This window comes from Cryobacterium breve (assembly GCF_027594785.1).
GTDB classification, from domain to species: domain Bacteria; phylum Actinomycetota; class Actinomycetes; order Actinomycetales; family Microbacteriaceae; genus Cryobacterium; species Cryobacterium breve_A.
The window spans coordinates 696,776-716,812 of the sequence record NZ_CP075584.1 but is presented as its reverse complement, the minus strand read 5'-3'; the positions used below and the strand labels follow the sequence as shown (position 1 = coordinate 716,812).

At 68.1% G+C, this 20,037-nt stretch carries 18 protein-coding genes, 1 tRNA gene and 5 pseudogenes; 21 read left to right on the top strand and 3 right to left on the bottom strand.

Features of this window, described 5'->3' with window-relative positions:
- The 3 genes and pseudogenes from KIV56_RS03495 (at position 1) to ndk (ending at position 2,150) form a co-directional block, all read left to right on the top strand.
- Positions 1 to 1,375: pseudogene (locus tag KIV56_RS03495) on the top strand (bifunctional folylpolyglutamate synthase/dihydrofolate synthase).
- Entirely contained in the window at positions 1,372 to 1,731 is a 360-nt protein-coding gene (locus tag KIV56_RS03490) for a DUF4233 domain-containing protein (RefSeq protein WP_281535166.1), read from the top strand. Before KIV56_RS03495 ends, KIV56_RS03490 begins: the two are co-directional and overlap by 4 nt.
- Entirely contained in the window at positions 1,728 to 2,150 is a 423-nt protein-coding gene (gene ndk / locus KIV56_RS03485; protein WP_281535165.1) for a nucleoside-diphosphate kinase, read from the top strand. Before KIV56_RS03490 ends, ndk begins: the two co-directional genes overlap by 4 nt.
- Here the strand turns inward: ndk and KIV56_RS03480 are convergent.
- Positions 2,147 to 2,887: a vitamin K epoxide reductase family protein gene (locus tag KIV56_RS03480; RefSeq protein ID WP_281535164.1), complete on the bottom strand. Its 741-nt coding sequence runs from the start codon at positions 2,885 to 2,887 to the stop codon at positions 2,147 to 2,149. The two genes, ndk and KIV56_RS03480, sit on opposite strands and share 4 nt — an antisense overlap.
- 818 nt (positions 2,888 to 3,705) lie before the next feature.
- Between KIV56_RS03480 and KIV56_RS03475 the strand changes: the two are divergent.
- Positions 3,706 to 5,819: pseudogene (locus KIV56_RS03475) on the top strand (Rne/Rng family ribonuclease); the annotation flags it as partial.
- A 179-nt stretch (positions 5,820 to 5,998) separates the two neighbouring features.
- Here the strand turns inward: KIV56_RS03475 and KIV56_RS03465 are convergent.
- On the bottom strand, positions 5,999 to 6,271 hold the full coding sequence (locus KIV56_RS03465) for a DUF4031 domain-containing protein (protein ID WP_281535162.1): 273 nt from the start codon (positions 6,269 to 6,271) through the stop codon (positions 5,999 to 6,001).
- 244 nt (positions 6,272 to 6,515) lie between these two features.
- On the opposite strand from KIV56_RS03465, the gene rplU reads away from it, so the two are divergent.
- The 10 genes and pseudogenes from rplU (at position 6,516) to KIV56_RS03415 (ending at position 13,377) form a co-directional block, all read left to right on the top strand.
- Positions 6,516 to 6,824: a 50S ribosomal protein L21 gene (gene rplU / locus KIV56_RS03460; protein WP_281535161.1), complete on the top strand. Its 309-nt coding sequence runs from the start codon at positions 6,516 to 6,518 to the stop codon at positions 6,822 to 6,824.
- Positions 6,825 to 6,842: 18 nt separating this feature from the next.
- A complete protein-coding gene (gene rpmA / locus KIV56_RS03455; RefSeq protein ID WP_066595878.1) occupies positions 6,843 to 7,100 on the top strand; it encodes a 50S ribosomal protein L27 in 258 nt (85 codons plus the stop codon).
- Positions 7,101 to 7,179: 79 nt separating this feature from the next.
- Positions 7,180 to 8,746, top strand: a pseudogene (gene obgE, locus KIV56_RS03450) (GTPase ObgE).
- Positions 8,743 to 9,528, top strand: a complete 786-nt coding sequence (proB, locus tag KIV56_RS03445) for a glutamate 5-kinase (protein ID WP_281535160.1) — start codon at positions 8,743 to 8,745, stop codon at positions 9,526 to 9,528. The pseudogene obgE and the gene proB overlap by 4 nt, the downstream one beginning before the upstream one ends.
- A 52-nt stretch (positions 9,529 to 9,580) precedes the next feature.
- A pseudogene (locus KIV56_RS03440) lies at positions 9,581 to 10,850 on the top strand (glutamate-5-semialdehyde dehydrogenase).
- 70 nt (positions 10,851 to 10,920) lie between these two features.
- On the top strand, positions 10,921 to 11,067 hold the full coding sequence (locus tag KIV56_RS03435; protein WP_281535159.1) for a hypothetical protein: 147 nt from the start codon (positions 10,921 to 10,923) through the stop codon (positions 11,065 to 11,067).
- 13 nt (positions 11,068 to 11,080) lie between these two features.
- Positions 11,081 to 11,674, top strand: coding sequence for a nicotinate-nucleotide adenylyltransferase (nadD, locus tag KIV56_RS03430; RefSeq protein ID WP_281535158.1), 594 nt, complete (start codon positions 11,081 to 11,083; stop codon positions 11,672 to 11,674).
- Between the two features lie 47 nt (positions 11,675 to 11,721).
- Positions 11,722 to 12,810, top strand: a complete 1,089-nt coding sequence (locus KIV56_RS03425; protein WP_281535157.1) for a hypothetical protein — start codon at positions 11,722 to 11,724, stop codon at positions 12,808 to 12,810.
- Between the two features lie 40 nt (positions 12,811 to 12,850).
- Positions 12,851 to 13,228: a ribosome silencing factor gene (gene rsfS / locus KIV56_RS03420; RefSeq protein WP_281535156.1), complete on the top strand. Its 378-nt coding sequence runs from the start codon at positions 12,851 to 12,853 to the stop codon at positions 13,226 to 13,228.
- Between the two features lie 73 nt (positions 13,229 to 13,301).
- Positions 13,302 to 13,377 (top strand) — tRNA-Ala (locus KIV56_RS03415).
- Between the two features lie 100 nt (positions 13,378 to 13,477).
- Here KIV56_RS03415 and KIV56_RS03410 read toward each other — a convergent pair.
- On the bottom strand, positions 13,478 to 13,708 hold the full coding sequence (locus KIV56_RS03410; protein ID WP_281535155.1) for a DUF1653 domain-containing protein: 231 nt from the start codon (positions 13,706 to 13,708) through the stop codon (positions 13,478 to 13,480).
- A gap of 201 nt (positions 13,709 to 13,909) precedes the next feature.
- Between KIV56_RS03410 and KIV56_RS03405 the strand changes: the two genes are divergently transcribed.
- From KIV56_RS03405 to KIV56_RS03370, 7 genes and pseudogenes are all read left to right on the top strand, one after another.
- On the top strand, positions 13,910 to 14,167 hold the full coding sequence (locus tag KIV56_RS03405) for a FeoA family protein (protein WP_281535154.1): 258 nt from the start codon (positions 13,910 to 13,912) through the stop codon (positions 14,165 to 14,167).
- A complete protein-coding gene (feoB, locus tag KIV56_RS03400; protein WP_281535153.1) occupies positions 14,164 to 16,134 on the top strand; it encodes a ferrous iron transporter B in 1,971 nt (656 codons plus the stop codon). Before KIV56_RS03405 ends, feoB begins: the two co-directional genes overlap by 4 nt.
- A gap of 221 nt (positions 16,135 to 16,355) precedes the next feature.
- Complete coding sequence (locus KIV56_RS03395) at positions 16,356 to 16,664, top strand: NifU family protein (protein WP_281535152.1); 309 nt, start codon at positions 16,356 to 16,358, stop codon at positions 16,662 to 16,664.
- A 450-nt stretch (positions 16,665 to 17,114) separates the two neighbouring features.
- Positions 17,115 to 17,279 (top strand): annotated as a pseudogene (locus KIV56_RS03385) (phosphoribosyltransferase family protein); the annotation flags it as partial.
- 242 nt (positions 17,280 to 17,521) lie between these two features.
- Positions 17,522 to 18,262: a dienelactone hydrolase family protein gene (locus KIV56_RS03380; RefSeq protein WP_281536052.1), complete on the top strand. Its 741-nt coding sequence runs from the start codon at positions 17,522 to 17,524 to the stop codon at positions 18,260 to 18,262.
- Between the two features lie 52 nt (positions 18,263 to 18,314).
- On the top strand, positions 18,315 to 18,734 hold the full coding sequence (locus KIV56_RS03375) for a YchJ family protein (RefSeq protein WP_281535151.1): 420 nt from the start codon (positions 18,315 to 18,317) through the stop codon (positions 18,732 to 18,734).
- A 268-nt stretch (positions 18,735 to 19,002) separates the two neighbouring features.
- Entirely contained in the window at positions 19,003 to 20,037 is a 1,035-nt protein-coding gene (locus KIV56_RS03370; protein WP_281535150.1) for an LLM class flavin-dependent oxidoreductase, read from the top strand.

The window sequence follows — 20,037 nt, the reverse complement described above, 5'->3', positions numbered from 1 at the left end:
ATGGACCAGAACCTGCCGGAAGACGACGAGTACCGCGACGCGGGCGAGGCCGTCTTCACAGCCCTGCTCGACAGGGTCGGCGAGGCCGCCCCGCGACCGCGCCTCGGCCCGACCCGGCGCGTCGTCGAACTGCTCGGCGACCCGCAGACCACCTACCCGGTGATCCACATCACCGGCACGAACGGCAAGACCAGCACGAGCCGGATCACCGAGAGCATCCTGCGCGCGTACGGGCTGCGCACGGGCATGATGACGAGCCCGCACCTCGTCCGCCTCAACGAACGGATCGTGATCGACGGCGAACCGATCAGCGACCGCGACCTCGCCGCGAACTGGGAGGACATCCAGCCGTACCTCGCGATGGTGGACGCCGAGCTCGCGGAGACGAACGAGGAACCGCTCACCTTCTTCGAGGCACTCACCGTGCTCGCCTTCGCCTGTTTCGCCGACGCCCCCGTCGACGTCGCCGTGATCGAGGTCGGCATGGGCGGAGAGTGGGACTCCACGAACGTCGCAGACGGCCTCGTCGCCGTCGTCACACCGGTCGCCCTCGACCACACCAAACGGCTCGGCAACACCGTCGCGGAGATCGCCCGCACCAAGGCAGGGATCATCAAGCCGGCGGCATCCGTCGTCAGCGCCCGGCAGGTGGAAACCGTGCAGGCCGAACTGGAACGCGCCGTGGAACTGACCGAATCGACCCTCGCGAGCGAGGGCGAGGAATTCGCCCTGCTCGACAGCCAGGTCGGCGTCGGCGGGCAGCTCATCACGGTGCGCGGTCTGGCCGCGACATACTCGGAGCCTGTTCCTGCCGATGTACGGCACCCACCAGGCCCACAACGCGGCCGTCGCGATCGCGGCGGTCGAGTCCTTCCTCGGTGCCGGGACCCGTCCGCTCGACCACGACATCCTCACGGAGGGGCTCGCGACCGCCACCTCACCCGGCCGGCTGCAGCTCATCGGCATCGAACCGACCGTGCTCGTGGATGCCGCGCACAACCCGCACGGGGCGGGCGCCCTGGCCGCGGCGGTCGGCACCTACTTCCACTTCGATGAGGTCGTCGCCGTGATCGGGATCCTCGCCGACAAGGACGCCGCGGGCATCGTCGCGGCGCTCGCCCCCGTCGTGACCCGGTTCCATGTCACCCAGTCGCAGTCCGACCGGGCGATCCCCGTCGACGACCTCGCCGACATCGTTGCCGCCGGAACGAACGAGGATGCCGTCAGTCGCTTCGACGACGTTGCGGACGCCCTCGACGCCGCGAGGACCTGGGCCGCGGACGCTCCGCGCCGCGGCGTGATCGTGACCGGTTCGATCACCCTCGTCGGCGAGGCCCTGTCCCTGGCCGCCGCGAGGGAATGGCTCAAGAAGTGACCGACGCCCCGCGCCCGCGGCGTGCTCGGTCGGTGCGCGAGTCGCTCGCGTCGATCGTCCTCGGCTTCGAGACGATCATCGTGTTTCTCGCGGCGTTGCTCCTCTTCGGGCTCGGCTCGTTGCCGGCCTGGCTCGCACTCGGCGGGGGAGCGCTGCTCTGCCTCGTGATGGTCGCGACGATCGGCCTGCTCCGCTACACCTGGTCATACGCGATCGGCTGGATGGTCCAGGCCGTCATCGTCCTGACCGGGTTCGTCAACCCGGCCATGTTCATCGTCGGCGCACTGTTCACCGGCATGTGGGCATACTGCATGATCACCGGCTCGAGACTAGACAACAACAAGGAGAACTCATGAGCACCCCGGTCCAAGAAACCCTCGTCCTGGTGAAGCCTGACGGCGTCGCCCGCAACCTCTCCGGAGAGATCCTGCGACGCATCGAGCAGAAGGGATATTCCCTCGTCGACATCAAACTCGTCCAGGCCGACCGTTCCCTTCTCGCGGAGCACTACGCGGAGCACGCGGGCAAGCCCTTCTTCGAGCCGCTCGTCGAGTTCATGGAGAGCGGGCCGATCCTCGCGATCCGCATCGCCGGCGAACGCGTCATCGAGGGCTTCCGTTCCCTCGCCGGTACGACAGATCCCACGACCGCAGCGCCCGGCACGATCCGGGGAGACCTCGGCCGCGACTGGGGCGCCAAGGTCCAGCAGAACCTCGTGCACGGCTCGGACTCGCCGGAGTCCGCGGCCCGCGAACTCGCGCTCTGGTTCGACTAGCCCCCGCCAAACCTGCCGAGTGTCGCCGTTTTCGCCGAAAGTAGCCGGCGGAACGGCGACACTCGGCGGTTAAGGCGACAGTCGGCATCCGTTCGGCCGGGCGGATGCCGCGGGTGGGGCGGGTGCCGGGTCAGGTCTAGAGACGGTGCAGGAAGTCCATCTTGAGCCTGGGCGACCGTGGCGGCGACGAGGTAGCACCCGATTGTGATCACGACGATCCACGACGATGCGCCGGCGGCGAAGCGCCGAACCCCCGTCGGAACCGGGAGGGTGCCCGTCCGGAGGTTGTAGAGGGTCACGGCCAGGAACATCGGGATCGTGACGACCCAGGTCACCATGCACCACGGGCACAGCACGTCGAGCACGAAGAAGCTCTGCCCCATCAGCCAGATCACGAAGACGAGCGCGAGCGTCACGCCGGCGTTCAGTCCGATCCAGAACCAGCGGGCGAACCGGGCGCCCGCGAGGATCGCGGATCCGATGGTGATGACGACCGTCCAGGCGATGAGCCCGATCAGCGGATTCGGGAAACCGAACAGCGCACCCTGCCAGGAGCCGAGGTTGGTACTGCAGCCGACGAGCACGCTGAAGTTGCAGGAGAGCTGCGCCTGCGGGTCCTCGAGGATCGCGATCTTGTCCAGGGTCAGTGCGAAGGCGGCGGCGAGGGCGATCGCACCTCCGATGATCATGAAGACGGCGAGCCCGACGGGGCGCTTGGATTGCTCGGTGTGTTGCACCTCAGGATTATGTCATGCGCCTCGCACTCGATCCTGAACAATACATGCGATAATCATCGAGGATGCTTGAGCCGCGCTCGAGCACAGCCAGAGAAGGCTTAATGGGCCGTAACAGCCCAGATTCATTGGTCCCACGACCAAAGGTATTAGCAGCCAGAGCCAAGAGCCGGTTGCGAACGAAGAGGATTCCCGAGGTGGGCGCGCAAGCGTTTTTCTCGCACGAGAGAGTAGCCGGATGGGTGGCGCGGTCGCCCAAAACGGTCAAGGAGCGCACCAGTAATGGTGGAAGACAACGAAAACACCAAAAAACGCAAAGGTCTGTTCGGATCCCGCCGTCGACGGGTAGCCGCCGCGGCGATCGCGCCCGCGGAAGCACCGGCCCCGGCGCCCAGCGCCGCGACCGAGACCGTGGAGCCGCCGACAGCACCATTCCTCGAGGGGGAGCCCGCACCCTGGGCGAACACCGAGACGACCCCAGCCGAACAGGACACCATCGTGGACCAGCCGACTCCGCCCGTCGAACCCGCACAGCCGGTTCGCAGGCCATCGACCTCTCTTCTCTTCCAGGCGCCGAACATCGTGCCGCTTCCGGCCCGTTCCGGGGGCGACGCGACGACTCGCGTGCCTTCGATGACCGTCAGGACGGCAACCGCTCAGACGGAGACCGTCAGGACAACCGTTCGGGCAATCGCCAGGACGGCAATCGATCGGACTCCAACCGCCAGGACAACGGCGCGGACAACCGTCACGACCGCAACCGTTCGGACAACCGTCCCGACGGCCGCTCCGACCGCGATGAGTACCCGGACGAGACGTCGACCGTCCGCCGCCGCGCCCGCCGCCGGCCGGGAGACGAGAACCGTTCCGGTGCGGACGACCCCGCCAACACCGTCGTCCGGGTCCGCGTTCCGCGCGAACCCGAACTCATCACGGAGCCGCAGCGCATCAAGGGCTCGACCCGCCTCGAGGCCAAGAAGCAGCGCCGCCGCGACGGCCGCGACGCCGGTCGCCGCCGTCCCGTCATCACGGAGGCCGAGTTCCTCGCCCGCCGCGAATCGGTCGACCGCGTCATGGTCGTCCGCGCCAAGCACAACAAGATCCAGATCGGCGTCCTCGAGGACGGCGTGCTCGTCGAGCACTATGTCGCCAAGAACCAGGATGCATCCCTGATCGGGAATGTGTATCTCGGCCGCGTGCAGAACGTGCTCCCGAGCATGGAAGCCGCCTTCGTCGACATCGGACGCGGACGTAACGCCGTGCTGTACTCCGGTGAGGTCGACTGGGAAGCTGCCGCGGAACACGCCGCCAACAGCAACCAGGCCCGTCGCATCGAGCTCGCGCTCAAGCCGGGCGACAAGGTGCTCGTGCAGGTCACGAAGGACCCGATCGGCCACAAGGGCGCCCGGCTCACCAGCCAGGTCTCGCTTCCGGGTCGCTACCTCGTCTACGTGCCGAACGGGTCGATGAACGGCATCAGCCGCAAGCTTCCGGACACCGAGCGCGCCCGCCTGAAGAAGATCCTCAAGGAGGTCCTTCCGGACAACACCGGCGTGATCGTGCGTACCGCCGCGGAAGGCGCCACCGACGAGCAGCTGACGCTCGACGTCAACCGGCTCACCGAGCAGTGGGCGTCCATCTCGAAGCTCGTCGACACCGTCCAGGCCCCCGCACTCCTGCACGGTGAGCCCGACCTGCTGATCAAGATCGTGCGCGACGTCTTCAACGAGGACTTCCAGAAGATGGTCATCTCCGGGGACGAAGCCCGCGAGACGATCCAGACGTACCTCGGCCAGGTCGCCCCTGACCTCGTCGACCGGGTCGAGCGTTACGAGGGCGAAAACGACGCCTTCGACGAGTACCGCATCTCCGAGCAGATCGAGAAGGCGCTCGACCGCAAGGTCTGGCTGCCCTCCGGCGGTTCCCTCGTGATCGACCGCACCGAGGCCATGACCGTCGTCGACGTCAACACAGGCAAGTTCGTCGGGTCAGGCGGAAACCTCGAGGAAACCGTCACGAAGAACAACCTCGAGGCCGCAGAGGAGATCGTGCGCCAGGCTCCGGCTGCGCGACATCGGCGGCATCATCGTCGTCGACTTCATCGACATGGTCCTCGAGACCAACCGTGACCTCGTGCTGCGCCGCCTGCTCGAATGCCTGAGCCGCGACCGCACCAAGCACCAGGTCGCCGAGGTCACCTCGCTCGGCCTGGTGCAGATGACCCGCAAGAAGCTCGGACTCGGGCTTCTCGAGTCCTTCAGCGAGAACTGCGAGGCCTGTGCGGGCCGCGGAGTCGTCATCCACCACGACCCCGTCACCAAGCACCGCCAGACGGCCCAGCCGCCCCAGGAGCGACGCCCGCGCAGCAAGGCGGGCAACTCCGGCAACGGCAACGACAACAACGGGAGCAACGGCAACGGTGGCAACAACGGCCACCGCGGCGGCTCCGGCAACAACGGTTCCCAGGCGCCGTCGACCGAGCAGGCGAAGGCCACGTCGGGCACCCACGGGATCACCGAGGATGCCAAGCACGCCCTCGCCCTGATCGCGGCGAGGACCATCCCACGCGCCCTGACCGGGTCCATCCCGATCATCCACGTGCCGGATGCCCCCGTGTCGACCCCCCGCCTCCGCAGAGCCCGAGGCACACGAGGCCACGGCCGAGGCCGCCCCAGCGCCCGTCGCCCCCGTCGAGACGGCGGACATCGCGCACGCCGTCGCGGAGGCCGTCGCCCAGGGCTTCAACCCCGACCCGATCGAGGCGAACACCGGTTCCGTTGAGATCCTCGACATCCCGGTGCGGAAGTCGTCCCGCACGCGCCGCACCGTGAGCAAGCAGGTCACCGACCAGCTGCTCGACTCGGTGCTCGAGTCGCTCCCCGAGCCCAAGCAGCCCGGTCAGGGCCGCTCGCGCAGCCGCCGGGTCACGACGGCAGGCGGCTCGACGTCGAACGCGCAGCCCATCGTGCTTCCGGCACGGGAGACGCAGAACTAGTCCCTCCCGGGAAATGCGGGCGAACGGCGGTCGACTTCGGTCGGCCGCCGTTTTCCGGTCCGCGACACGCCGGGACACGCCGGACTGCTGATGCTTACACGCAGCCGGACCGCTGCTGCTCAGCGGCCCGAACGTTCCCGTCCGGACACGCGGAGCCCGCTCGCGCGCAAGCGCAGCACGAGCTCCCTGTTGCCCACGGGAAGTGCCCCAGCCGCCACGAGGGCCTCGTAGCGGTGCGCGGGCACGTCGTAGTGGTCCAGGTCGAAACCGCGCCGTGGAATGCCGTTCGCGGCGGCGAAATCATGCAATTCTTCGAGCGACACGTCGCTGACGAGGTGCGACCAGACCGTATCGTGCGCGGGCCATGTAGGCTGATCTATCAACACGGTCATCCCATGATTGTATGTTCCCGGCGGCCTTGTGCCGGGGGAGCAGACGATCACCCGGTTGGTCCCAGCCCCAGTTTGACCGGGGGCCGGTCGATCAGCTAGAGTCGACTGTTGGTGTGCGTTGGGCCTGAGTCCGCGCTGACACCTAAGGTTTTCTGACAGAGACGGGCCGACTTGGCCCGTTGACGCAGTAACTTTCCATCATAGGAATCGGGGCCTCGCGGCTCCCCAGAGATAGGTACGTAACGTGGTTTACGCAGTTGTGCGCGCCGGTGGGCGGCAGGAGAAGGTAGAGGTCGGGACCATCGTAACGATGGACCGAATCAAGGCTGACAAGGACGGCAACGTCGAGCTGGCCGCAGTGCTCCTCGTCGATGGCGACAAGATCACCTCTGACTCGCAGTCTTTGGCCAAAGTCACCGTGACCGCCGAGGTCCTCAACGACCTCCGCGGCCCGAAGATCGTCATCCAGAAGTTCAAGAACAAGACCGGTTACAAGAAGCGTCAGGGGCACCGTCAGGAGCTCACTCGCGTTCAGGTCACCGGCATCGCCTAGGCCCGAGGAGCAGAACAAATGGCACACAAAAAAGGTGCGAGTTCCACTCGCAACGGTCGCGACTCCAACGCCCAGCGCCTCGGCGTGAAGCGCTTCGGTGGTCAGGTTGTCGGAGCGGGCGAGATCATCGTCCGCCAGCGCGGCACCCACTTCCACCCCGGCGTGAACGTCGGCCGCGGTGGCGACGACACGCTGTTCGCCCTCGAGGCCGGCTCGGTCGAGTTCGGCGCGAAGGGTGGCCGCAAGGTCGTCAACATCGTGGTGGCTGCCGCCTAGGCATCCACAATCTCTAAGCGTGAGGGCGGGCTTCGGCTCGCCCTCTGCTTGTTTTACGCCACCTGAAAGGGGCACCCCCATGGCCACATTCGTTGACCAGGTCACGCTGCACCTGCGCGCGGGCAACGGCGGCAACGGCTGTGTGTCCGTCAAGCGGGAGAAGTTCAAGCCTCTCGCAGGCCCCGATGGCGGAAACGGCGGAAACGGCGGCGACATCGTCCTCGTCGCCGATCCCCAGGTGACCACGCTCCTCGGCTTCCACCGGTCCCCGCACCGCAGGCTCCGTCAACGGCGGCCCCGGCATGGGCGACCACCGTGCCGGCTTCAGCAGCGAAATCATGGAACTCTCCGTGCCCCTCGGCACCGTCGTCAAGGACGTCGACGGCAACGAGCTCGCCGACATGACCGAACCGGGCTTCCGGATCGTCGTCGCCCCCGGCGGCCAGGGCGGTCTCGGCAACGCCGCACTCGCCTCCTCGAAGCGCAAGGCCCCCGGCTTCGCGCTCCTCGGCACCTACGGCTGGGAAGGCGACGTCCAGCTCGAACTCAAGACCGTTGCCGATGTCGCCTTCGTCGGCTATCCCTCCGCAGGCAAGTCCAGCCTGATCGCGGCCATGTCCGCCGCCCGGCCCAAGATCGCCGACTACCCCTTCACGACCCTGTTCCCGAACCTCGGCGTCGTCGACGCCGGCGAGGTGCGCTACACCGTCGCCGACGTTCCCGGCCTCATCGAGGGCGCGAGCGAGGGCAAGGGCCTCGGCCTCGAATTCCTGCGCCACGTCGAACGCTGCACCGCTCTGCTGCACATCCTCGACTGCGCGACCCTCGACCCCGACCGCGACCCGATCAGCGACCTCGACGTGATCCTCGGAGAACTCGGCGCCTACCCGGTTCCGGAAGGCCAGAAACCTCTCCTCGACCGTCCCCAGCTCGTCGCGCTCAACAAGATCGACGTTCCGGAAGCCCGCGAACTCGCAGACTTCGTCAAGGCGGACCTCGAAGGCCGCGGCTACCGCGTTTTCGAGATCTCGACCGTCAGCCACGAGGGCCTCCGCCAGCTGAACTATGCCCTCGCCGAACTCGTCGAAGCCGGCCGCGTCGAGTCCGCCGCAGCCCTCGCCGCCAAGCCGCGCATCATCATCCGCCCGAAGGCCGTCGACGACAGCGGTTTCATCGTCAAGGTCGAGGGCGGCTCATTCGGCAACATCTACCGCATCATCGGCACCAAGCCCGAGCGCTGGGTGCAGCAGACCGACTTCACCAACGACGAGGCCGTCGGCTTCCTCGCGGACCGCCTGGCCAAGCTGGGCATCGAGAACGAACTGTTCAAGGCCGGAGCCGTCGCCGGCTCGACCGTCATCATCGGCGCCGGAAACGGTGTCGTCTTCGACTGGGAGCCCACGCTCACCTCGACGGCGGAACTCATCACAGCCCCCCGGGGCACGGACACCCGCCTCGACGACTCGAAGCGCCGCACCAGCAGCGAACGCCGCGAAGAATACTTCGGCCGGATGGACGCCAAGGCGGCCGCCCGCGCCGAGCTCATCCGCGAACGCGACGCCGGAATGTGGACGTCCGGCGAGGTCGAGTACAACGGCGAGAGCGCACCGGCCGGCTCCGAAGGCAGCGAGGAAGACTCCGAGTGAGCGTGCTCGAGCGGGATGACATCAAGACGGCCGCACGCATCGTCGTGAAGGTCGGGTCCTCCTCGATCAGCGGTGCGAACGTGTCGCAGATCACCCCGCTCGTCGATGCCCTCGCCGAGGCGCACGCCCGCGGCGCGGAGATCGTGCTGGTGTCCTCCGGTGCGATCGCAACCGGGATGCCGTACCTCAACCTCGAGGAACGGCCCACCGACCTCGCGACCCAGCAGGCCGCCGCCTCTGTCGGGCAGAACCTGCTCATCTTCCGCTACCAGGACAGCCTCCGTCGCTACTCGATCATCGCCGGACAGGTGCTGCTCACCGCAGGCGACCTTGAGAATCCGTCACACCGGTCCAACGCGCGCCGCGCGATGAACCGGCTGCTCGGGCTGCGGATCCTCCCGATCGTGAACGAGAACGACACCGTCGCGACCCACGAAATTCGCTTCGGCGACAACGACCGGCTCGCCGCTCTCGTCGCGACCCTGATCGGAGCCGACCTCCTCGTCCTGCTGAGCGACGTGGACGCGCTGTACACCCGCCCGCCGCACCTGCCGGGGGCGGAACGCATCCCGCACATCGCGGCGGGGGACAGGCTCCCCGGCGTGGAATTCGGCGCGAGCGCCTCCGGCGTCGGCACCGGTGGAGCGGGGACCAAGGTGTCAGCGGCCCGTATCGCCGCGGAGGCCGGAACGGCCGTGCTGGTCACCTCGACCGGGCTCGTCGCCCAAGCCCTGCGCGGCGACCACGTCGGCACCTGGTTCGAACCGACGCCCCAGCCGTAATCCGTCCGGTCCCTGCCCTGCGGGGACCCGCACGGTGCCGTAAACTACCGGCATGTTGCAGTCACCCGTCGACTCCCTCCGGCTCACCCTGACCCTCGATTCGGCACGGCGCGCATCGATCGTCCTCGCGTCCACTCCGACGCTGCAGAAGAACAGGGCGCTCACCGCGATCGCGGACTCCCTGCGCCGCAACACGGCCGACATTCTGGCGGCGAACCGCGACGATCTCACGGCCGGCGCCGCCAACGGGCTCAGCGCGGGCCTCCTCGACCGGCTTACCCTCGACGAGGACCGCGTGGCCGCCCTCGCGGACGCCGTGCTCCAGATCGCTCTCCTGACCGACCCCGTCGGCGAGGTCGTCCGCGGCAGCAGCCTGCCCAACGGCGTGAAGATCAGCCAGATTCGGGTGCCTTTCGGCGTCGTCGGTGTCATCTATGAGGCGAGGCCCAACGTGACCGTCGACATCGCCGCCCTGGCGCTCAAGAGCGGCAACGCCGTCGTCCTCCGCGGGGGATCCGCTGCCGAGAACACGAACCGGGTCCTCGTCGCCCTCCTCCAGACGGCCATCGAATCCGTCGGCCTGCCGGGGGAACTGGTGCAGACCATCGATCCCTTCGGGCGAGAGGGGAGCCACCGAACTCATGCAGGCCCGCGGCCAGGTGGACGTGCTCATCCCGCGCGGAAGCGCCGGCCTGATCGCTGCCGTCGTCACCCAATCCACGGTCCCCGTCATCGAGACCGGCGCCGGTGTCGTGCACATCTTCCTTGACGAGAGCGCCGACCGGGACTGGGCCGTCGAGATCGTGCACAACTCCAAGGTGCAACGCCCGAGCGTCTGCAACGCCGTCGAGACCGTGCTCGTGCACGAGGGCGCCGCCGATCGCCTCCTCCCTGCCGTCCTCGGCCGCCTCGCCGCCTCAGGAGTCACCATCCACGGAGACGCGCGCGTGCAGGCGCTCTTCCCCGACGCCGTCCCCGCGACCGAATTCGACTGGGAAACGGAATATATGAGCCTCGACCTCGCCGTCGCCGTCGTTGGAGGGCTCGACGACGCGCTCGCGCACATCCGCCGGTATTCGACCGGACACACCGAGTCGATCATCACCAACGACATCGTCAACTCCGAACGATTCCTGAACGAGGTGGATTCGGCGGCCGTGATGGTGAACGCGTCGACCCGGTTCACCGACGGCGGCGAATTCGGCTTCGGCGCCGAGGTGGGCATCTCCACCCAGAAGCTGCACGCGCGGGGCCCGATGGGTCTCCAGGAACTCACGAGCACGAAGTGGATCGTGCGCGGCAGCGGGCAGGTGCGGGCCTAGTCCGAACGGCCCCACTAGAATGGTGCGGTACTGCACGTCACGCGTGCCGTCCCGCAGAAATGGAGTGTATATGCCGACGTTCGTCTACGGCCTGATTGCCCTGGCCACCTTCGGCGCCCTCGGCGGGGTCGTCTGGTCCTACCGCGATGTCGCCAACCGCCACGCCGAAAAGGCGCGCGCGTACGCCGCAGCCCACGGCCGCGTCGACCAGCACTAGGGACACCGTCTCCGTGACTGCGCGCCGCCCCCGCATCGGCGTCATGGGCGGCACCTTCGATCCCATCCACCACGGCCACCTCGTCGCCGCGAGTGAGGTGGCTCAGAGCTTCCACCTCGACGAGGTCGTCTTCGTGCCGACCGGGCAGCCGTGGCAGAAGAACGACGTGACGGAAACCGAACACCGGTACCTGATGACCGTGATCGCGACGGCGTCGAACCCCCGCTTCACGGTGAGCCGCGTCGACATCGACAGGGTGGGTCCGACGTACACGATCGACACCCTGCGCGACCTGCACGCGCAGCGTCCGGATGCCGAACTGTTCTTCATCACCGGCGCCGACGCCATCCGCCAGATTCTGAGCTGGAAAGACGTCCAGGAACTCTGGGATCTCGCCCATTTCGTCGCTGTGAGTCGACCGGGACATGAGCTCACCATTTCGGGATTGCCGAACCAGGACGTAAGCTTGCTGGAAGTTCCGGCATTGTCGATATCGTCCACCGACTGCCGTGCACGCGTGAACCGGGGTTTCCCGGTCTGGTATCTGGTTCCCGACGGGGTCGTCCAGTACATCTCAAAGCATCATCTGTATCGGAGTGTGGCATGACGTTGGGTACCAACCCACCGCCACTGACGCGTCGTCAAGCGCGCGAGTTGGCAAACGGGCAGCAGCCCGACGCGCCCTCCGCTGCGCAGAAACACTCCCCGAACCACCCGCAGCCCGCGCAATCTGGCGCCCCGGCGGACCCGTCGGCGGATGCCTCCACCGTCGAGCCGGAGTCCCTTCTGGTCCTGCCGTCAACCGGTGGACCCGCGGCCGAATCCGGACCCGTCATTGTCGCTGAGCTCCTCCCGGAAGCGGAAGCCGAAGCCGAAGCCGAGACCGCAAACGCGACCGCATCCCCGGCCGCGCCGGAATCCGGCGCTGCGACCGATGCCGTCGAGACTCCCGGAGAAACCCGCACCGAGACTCCCGTCGACGTTCCGGTCCGCGAGCACACCCTGACCCGTCGCGAACTCCGCGCCCTGCAGGCCGCCGGTGCGCCTCCGGCAGAGGATTCCCTGCTTGCGGCCGTCGCGACGCTCACCGCTTCCCGCCCCGTCGTTGCACCGGCCGTCCGCACCGAGGTTCCTGACGGCATCCGCCAGCCGGCACGCCCCGTCGAGCCGAAGCCCATCGCCTTCATGGTCGACGCCGTGCCGAGCCCTCTCGGCGAGACCCGTCCCGGCGTCCTGCACCCTCCCGTCGGTCATTGGTCGCTCGACCGCGGCGAAGAGAACGACCTGCTGCCCGGGTTCGACCTGCTTGCCCCGTTCGACCAGTTGATGAACCAGGGCGTGAGCGCCGGCGGCATCCCGACCACGACGAACGCGCTGATCCTCCCGTCGATCCCGCACCAGGGCACCACCTCAGGGCCGCTCACGAGCACCGGCGAAATCATGATCACGGGCTCGATCGACCTGCCGCGCAGCCTCGGCGAAACCGGGGTGCACCCCGACGTCTACGACTCGTCGGAGATGGACCGCATGCTCGACCAGCTCGACGAGGGCGGTCACCGCAGCGGGATCGCCCCGGTCAGCGCGAGCCGCGCCGTGAGCACCCACGCCTCGACCCGTGGCGTCATGGCCCCGCCGAAACAGCGCGGACTCTCCCTGCCCACCGTTCTCACCGTGACCGTCGGCGTGCTCGCCGTCGGCGTGCTGGCCCTGTTCGCGGTCGGCTACTTCCTCCACATCTTCTAATGCCATTTCACTCGCTTTCACTAACACAGGGATTCATTCGATGACCGCTTCTGCCCACGCTCTCGAGCTCCTCAAGCTGGCCGCCGCCGCCGCAGACTCGAAAGCGGGGGAGGACCTCGTCGCGATCGACGTTTCCAGCCCTCTCCCACTGACCGACATCTTCCTCATCGTCACCGGCCGCTCCGAACGCAACGTCGTCGCCATCGCAGGCGAGATCGAGGACCAGCTCACCGCGGCAGGGCACAAGCCGCTGCGCCGCGAAGGCCGTGCCGAGGGCCGCTGGGTTCTCGTCGACTTCGGCGATCTCGTCGTGCACGTCTTCCACGAAGAGGAGCGCGTGTACTATTGCCTCGAGCGGCTCTGGAAAGACTGCCCCGTCATCCCGATCGAACTGCCCGTCCACAAGGTCCAGGACTGACAGTGGTCACAACAGGCTTCCGCGTGTAGTAGCCTAGAGAAGTTGTTTCGGGGGAAAACCTGAAACACAATCTGGGTCCGTGGCGCAGCTGGTAGCGCACCTGCATGGCATGCAGGGGGTCAGGGGTTCGAATCCCCTCGGATCCACCAAAACAGGAAAAGCCCCGACTTCGGTCGGGGCTTTTCCTGTCTCAGGGCCGTTAATCGCGCGACGTGAGTCGCCGACTTTCGGCCGCCGTTGCCCGGCACATCACTCCGGTCTGTCGACGGCGTCGATCGGGGCGAACCGGGGTACCGTCTGGCCGTCGACGGTGACGGATTCCAGGAACATCGCCAGGGGGCGCACCCACAGTCCGTGATCACCGTAGAGGGTCGTGTAGACGACAAGCTCCTCCTCCGTCTCCGAGTGGCGGGCGACGCCGATCACGTCGTACAGATTGCCCTTGTAGTGCCGGTACTGCCCGGGTGTGATCCCTGTCATTTTCGCTCCTGCTTTCCGCACCCAGTATCCGGCATACCGGGCGCAGGCGACCTCACCCGGCCGCACGACAGCCATAGGTAAGGCTTCCCTAACTTCGGCTAGGCTGAGGGTGAGCGCTCCGCACCCTGCGGGGAAGCCGGACGATGCTGAGGAGTACCTGCGGTGAGAATGACCAGCCGGGCTGATGGACCGCGTGCGGCTGTGACACTCCCGTTGCCGGATCCCTGCGGGCTGGAGGCACTCCCGATCGGAGTGCCCGCCCGCATCGTCGACGTAGGGCACAGGGGGACAGCCCCGTATTCCGGCCGCCTCGGCGACCTCGGCTTCGTCACCGGCGCCAGGATCGAACTCCTCCGTCGGGCGCCGCTCGGCGACCCGGCCGTGTACCGGGTGCGTGGCTACGACATCTGCCTCCGCCTGGCCCAGGCTCGCGGTATCCGTGTGACCACGACACTGTGACAGACACATCGAGTGGGGCGGACTGCCACGGCGGTCCGACCGGGGGCACCGTCGTCACCGGTGCTCCCCGCACGGCACTCGTCGGCAGCCCGAACGCAGGCAAGACGAGCATCTTCAACGCACTGACGGGCCTCCGGGCGAAGACCGGCAACTATCCCGGCGTGACCGTGGGCCGGTCCGTCGGCGTCTTCCGCGCTGCCGGCCAGGACTTCATCGTCGAGGACCTCCCGGGTACCTATGGCCTCGAACCGGTGAGCCCGGACGAGCAGATCGTCACCGACCTGCTCCAGGGCAGGCTCACCGGCGTCGAATCACCCGACGCCCTGGTCGTCGTGATCGACGCGACGACCCTCTGGCGATCGCTGCGGCTCGTGTCGCAGGTGCTGCGCCTGCACCGGCCGGTGTGCATCGCCGTGACCCTCACCGACGAACTCGTCACCCGCGGCGGGCGCCTCGACATTCCCGGTCTCGAACGCGCTCTCGGTGTGCCGGTCGTCCGGGTGATCGGCAACCGGCGCGTGGGCATCCCCGAACTCCGCACGAAGATCGCGGGCTGGCGGAGCTGGTCCCGGCCCGTGCTCGATCCACCGACGGACCCTGCCGAGCTCGAAGCCTGGACCGAATCCATCCTCCTGGCGAGTGAGTACCGCCCGGCGCAGCCGGACAAGACCACCCAGCGGATCGACGCGGTGCTGCTGCACCCCGTGTGGGGCACCGCGATCTTCGTCGCGGTCATGGTCGCCTTCTTCCAGATCATCTTCTCCTTCGCGGCGCCCCTGCAGGGACTCGTGGAGACCTTCTTCGGCTGGCTCGCCGACCTGGTCGACGTCTTCGTGCCGGTGCCCTGGCTCGCGGGCCTGCTCGGCGACGCAATCATCGGCGGGGTCGGCGCCGTCGTCGTCTTCATCCCTCAGATCATGCTGATGTTCCTGCTGATCTCCCTGCTCGAGGGCGTCGGCTACATGTGCAGGGCCGCGTTCTTGATGGACCGGATCATGTCGAAGGCCGGGCTCGAGGGCCGGGCGTTCGTCGCGCTGATGAGTTCCTTCGCGTGCGCGGTCCCCGGCATCATGGCGACCCGCACGCTGCCCTCCGCCAAGGACCGCATCGCAACGATGATGGGCGCGCCCCTGATGACCTGCTCGGCACGGCTGCCGGTCTACATCCTCCTGATCGGGATGCTCGTCAGCCCCGAGTCCCGCATCGGCCCGCTGCAGACCCAGGGCGTCATCATGTTCTGCCTCTACTTCCTCGGGGCCGTCTCAGCCATGCTCGCCGCGTGGATCGTGAAGACCGTGCAAGAACGGAACGGCCTCCTGATGCCGTTCTACATGGAGATGCCGCCGTACCGGGTCCCGACGCTGCGGTCCATCTGCCTCACCATGTGGGACTCTTCCCGGGCGTTCCTCCGCAAGTGCGGAACGATCGTGATGCTGACGACGATCGTGCTCTGGCTCCTCCTGAACTTCCCGCTGCACTCGACCGCCGAACTGACGGCCTCCGGCGTCGACGTCACGGACGAGGGCGCGGTGACGTCCTTCGTGATGGACCACAGCGCCGCGGCGTCGATCGGCCGGGCCGTCGAACCGGTCTTCGCGCCGCTCGGCTTCGACTGGCGCGTCAACATCGGCGTCGTCGCCTCCCTCTCGGCGCGGGAGACCTTCGTGGCCACGCTCGGCCAGATCGCGGCCGCCGACGACCCGGACAACCCCTCAGCTGCCCTCGCCGCCATGACATACACGGACGGTGGCCACGCGGGAGAACGAGTCTTCACCGCCCCGACGATCGCCGCTCTCCTGGTGTTCTTCGTCTATGCGCTGCAGTGCATGTCCACGGTGAGCGTGATGAAGCGGGAAACGGGCACCTGGAAGTGGCCGGCCATCGCCTTCGGATACATGTTCGTGCTGGCCTGGGGCTCGGCGTGGGTCGTCCACGGCATCGTCGCACTCGCGACCGGGACGGCCTGAGATGATCCCGCTGCACCCGGAAGCCGTTCATTCCCGCCCCGAGGCGCTCCGCTGGGTGATGCCGCCCGGCACGCTCGCATTCACCGGCGAGGTCCGGTCGGCCCCGGGGGAGCTCGGTCGCCTGGTCGACACCGGTGTGCTCACCGGACTGACGGTCGAGGCAGGGGCCGTCACGACCTGCCTCTCCGCGAGCCTGCAGCTGGGCGTCCCAGGGAGCTTTCGTGAGGAGCGCCTTGCACAACGCCCTCGAGAATCCCGCGGAGTGGGTTCCCGTCCTCCCCGCCACGCCCGGCACGCGTGATGCCGACCTCGCCGCCGCCACCCTGACCGTGCTCACCGGGCGGGTCGGCGACTTCATCCGCTCCCACGGCGGCGTCGTCGAGCTCGTCTCGGCGCATGACGATGTCGTCACGGTGCGTCTCACCGGTTCCTGCAGCGGATGCCCCGCCGTCGGGTTCACCCTGCACGCTCGCGTCGAGCGCGCCCTGCGTGACCTGCACCCGGGTTTGCGCGCACTCGTCGCGGTCTGAACAGGCATTCTCCGCCGTCGCACCCTTGTTCCTCCGGGGCTGCCCGTGCGCCCGGTCCATTCCCGCTGCGGTATGAGTCGGCGTCCGGCCGGGCCCGGCCCGGATCGGCCCTGTTGCGATCCGCCTCACCGGACCATGATGGTGAACGATTCTGCAGTCCAGAGGAGGTGGGGGCGATGGTCCTGTTCAGTGATCGGGTGGATGCCGGCCGGCAGCTGGCCGAGCGGCTCGAGTATCTTCGGGGTACCGACACGATCGTTCTCGGACTGCCGAGGGGCGGGGTGCCCGTCGCCGCAGAGGTCGCGCGGGTGCTGGGCGCGCCGCTCGACGTGATCGTGGTCCGCAAGCTCGGGGTCCCGTTCCAGCCGGAGCTCGCGATGGGGGCGATCGGCGAGGGCGGCGTCCGGGAACTCAACCCGGACATCCTCACGATGGCCAGCATCAGCGACGATGAACTCGCGACCGTCGAACGCCGCGAACGGGGCATTCTCGACTCCCGCGTTGCCGAGCCTGCGCAAGGGCAGGGAACGGATCGACGTGCGCGGTCGCACCGTTGTCATCGTCGACGACGGCATCGCGACCGGAGCGACGGCCCGGGCGGCCGGAGACGTCGCCCGGCTGCACGGCGCCGAGCGGGTGATCCTCGCCGTCCCCGTGGCCTCGGCGGAATCGCTGTTCGACCTCAGCGGCTTCGACGAACTCGTCTGCGTCAATGTCCCGCGGCGGCTCGTGGCCGTCGGCAACCACTACATCGACTTCGCGGCCACGACCGACGACGAAGTCACCGCCCTGCTGGACGCCGCGGCCCGGCGGATCCGCACCGGTCGCCACGCCGGGGGTCGGGCCTGGACCGGGACGTGGAGATCCCGGTCGGCACTGTCGTCCTCGAGGGGCACCTGTACCTCCCGGAGAATGCCCCGGCTGTCGTCGTGTTCGCCCACGGAAGCGGAAGCAGCCGTCACAGCCCCCGGAACCAGTTCGTCGCCGACGTGCTGCATCGCGCCGGCCTCGGCACCCTGCTCCTGGACCTGCTCACGCCCGGGGAGGAATCGGACCGGGCCAACGTCTTCGACGTCGGGCTCCTCGCCGGGAGGCTGGCGGCGGCAACCGAGTGGCTCCTCGGCCGGCCGGACACCCGGTCATGCCGGATCGGCTATTTCGGGGCGAGCACCGGCGCCGGTGCGGCCCTCTGGGCCGCGGCCGACGCCGACGAACGCCTCGCGGCCATCGTGAGTCGCGGCGGGCGCCCTGACCTCGCCGGAGACCGGCTCCCGGAGGTCACGGCCCCGACGCTCCTGATCGTGGGCGGCGCCGACCCGGGAGTGCTCGACCTCAATCGCCGGGCCAGGGCCCGGATGCGGTGCCGCAACCGGCTTGCGGTCGTGGAGGGGGCGACCCATCTCTTCGAGGAACCGGGGGCCCTGGCCACGGCGGCGAACCTCGCGAGCGACTGGTTCGTGTCCTACCTGCTTGCCACGCCGGAGTCCGGTGAAGCCGGAGAGCCCGCCGGACTGCTCGGCGTCGCCGGGGGAGACGATGCCACCGAGCCTGCGCGCCCAACCGGAGTCGGACGTCCAGCACTGAACGGCCGCCCCTGATCCCATTGCCGGAATTCTCCCGCTGTTTTCCGGGAACGGCGATAATGGTGCTGTGCCGAATCCCCGCGACCCCCGCTCCGATCCGGCAGCGCACCGTCCGGAACACTGCCCCTGCCTGAGCGGCGAACGCTATTCCTCCTGCTGCGGTCCGCTGCACGCCGGCGTCACCTCAGCACCGACGGCCGAACGCCTGATGCGCTCGCGCTACTCCGCCTTCGCGATCGGCGACGCAGACTACCTGCTCGACACCTGGCATCCGAGTACCCGGCCTGCGCACTTCGAACTCGACGAGACCCTGCGCTGGACGCGCCTCGACATCGAACGCACCGACAAGGGCGGACCATTCGATTCGGCCGGAGTGGTCGAATTCACCGCACACTGCCGCCAGGGCGGGGTGCGGAGCACCCAACACGAGGCGAGCCGCTTCACCCGCGTCGCCCGGCGGTGGTACTACCTCGACGCCGACGGGTGACCCATCCCGGTCGCTGCCCGGCGGGGGCGTTTCGTCAGGAGTCGCGCGGCGGAAGCTCCTGGAGCGTTCAGTCGCGACGTGGCGGTGAACGACGGATGCTGACACGATAATGCGATCCGGGCGGAATACCAGCGTGGTGCGCCGGGTTCCGGTAGTGAATGCATTTGCATAGACACGTGCAGGATAGATACGTACCCGGTTGGCGCGTGCAGGAATGCGCGGCAGGACCAGACCCGGCACCCCAGGACCGGCAACAGAGGAGCATGGCATGGCACAGGAGATTCAACTCGGACTCGACACCTTCGGAGACGTGACCTGGGACGCCGACGGCGCACCCCTGCACCATGCAGAGGTGCTCCGGAACGTCGTGGCGGAAGGCGTCCTCGCCGAGCAGGTCGGCCTCGACTTCTTCGGCGTGGGAGAGCATCACCGCACGGACTTCGCGGTGTCGGCGCCCGAGGTCGTGCTTGCGGCGATCGCGGGCCAGACCAGTCGCATCCGCCTCGGTTCGGCCGTGACCGTGCTGAGCTCCGACGACCCGGTCCGGGTGTACCAGCGGTTCGCGACCCTCGACGGCGTGTCGAACGGCCGCGCTGAGGTCATTCTCGGCCGCGGCTCCTTCACCGAATCCTTCCCGCTCTTCGGCCTCGACCTCGGCGACTACGAACGGCTCTTCGAGGAGAAACTCCACCTTTTCGCCGAGCTCCTCAAGGAAGAACCGGTGACCTGGGCGGGGGAGACCCGCGCGCCGCTCACCGACCAGACTGTGTACCCGCCGACCGAGTCCGGGTCCATCCGCACCTGGATCGGCGTCGGCGGCAGCCCGCAGTCCGTTGTCCGGGCCGCCCACTACGGCCTCCCGCTCATGCTCGCGATCATCGGCGGCTCGCCGCTCGCCTTCGCGCCCCTCGTCGAGCTCTACCATCGCGCGCTCGGTGAATTCAAGCGCCCGACCCAGCCCATCGGCGAGCACTCCCCGGGGTACATCGCCGCAACGGATGCCCAGGCGCGCGAAGAGATGTGGCCGCACTATGCCGCGATGCAGGAACGTATCGGGCGCGAACGGGGCTGGGGTCCCGTGAGCCGCGAGCAGTTCGAACACGACGCCGGACCGGACGGCGCCCTGTTCGTCGGCTCACCGGAAACCGTCGCGGCGAAGATCGTCGTCATCGCACAGGGACTCGGCCTCTCCCGTTTCGACCTGAAGTACAGCCTCGGCACCCTCAGCCACGAGAAACTCATGACGAGCATCGAGCTGTACGGCACCCGGGTCGCACCGCTGGTTCGGGACGCGCTGCGCTGA

Bases quoted from the DNA above. Each gene is read 5' to 3' on its own strand.
- ndk (WP_281535165.1), top strand. From the start codon at position 1,728: ATGAGCACCCCGGTCCAAGAAACCCTCGTCCTGGTGAAGCCTGACGGC.
- KIV56_RS03465 (WP_281535162.1), bottom strand. From the start codon at position 6,271: ATGACCGTGTTGATAGATCAGCCTACATGGCCCGCGCACGATACGGTC.
- rpmA (WP_066595878.1), top strand. From the start codon at position 6,843: ATGGCACACAAAAAAGGTGCGAGTTCCACTCGCAACGGTCGCGACTCC.
- KIV56_RS03435 (WP_281535159.1), top strand. From the start codon at position 10,921: ATGCCGACGTTCGTCTACGGCCTGATTGCCCTGGCCACCTTCGGCGCC.
- rsfS (WP_281535156.1), top strand. From the start codon at position 12,851: ATGACCGCTTCTGCCCACGCTCTCGAGCTCCTCAAGCTGGCCGCCGCC.
- KIV56_RS03410 (WP_281535155.1), bottom strand. From the start codon at position 13,708: ATGACAGGGATCACACCCGGGCAGTACCGGCACTACAAGGGCAATCTG.
- KIV56_RS03370 (WP_281535150.1), top strand. From the start codon at position 19,003: ATGGCACAGGAGATTCAACTCGGACTCGACACCTTCGGAGACGTGACC.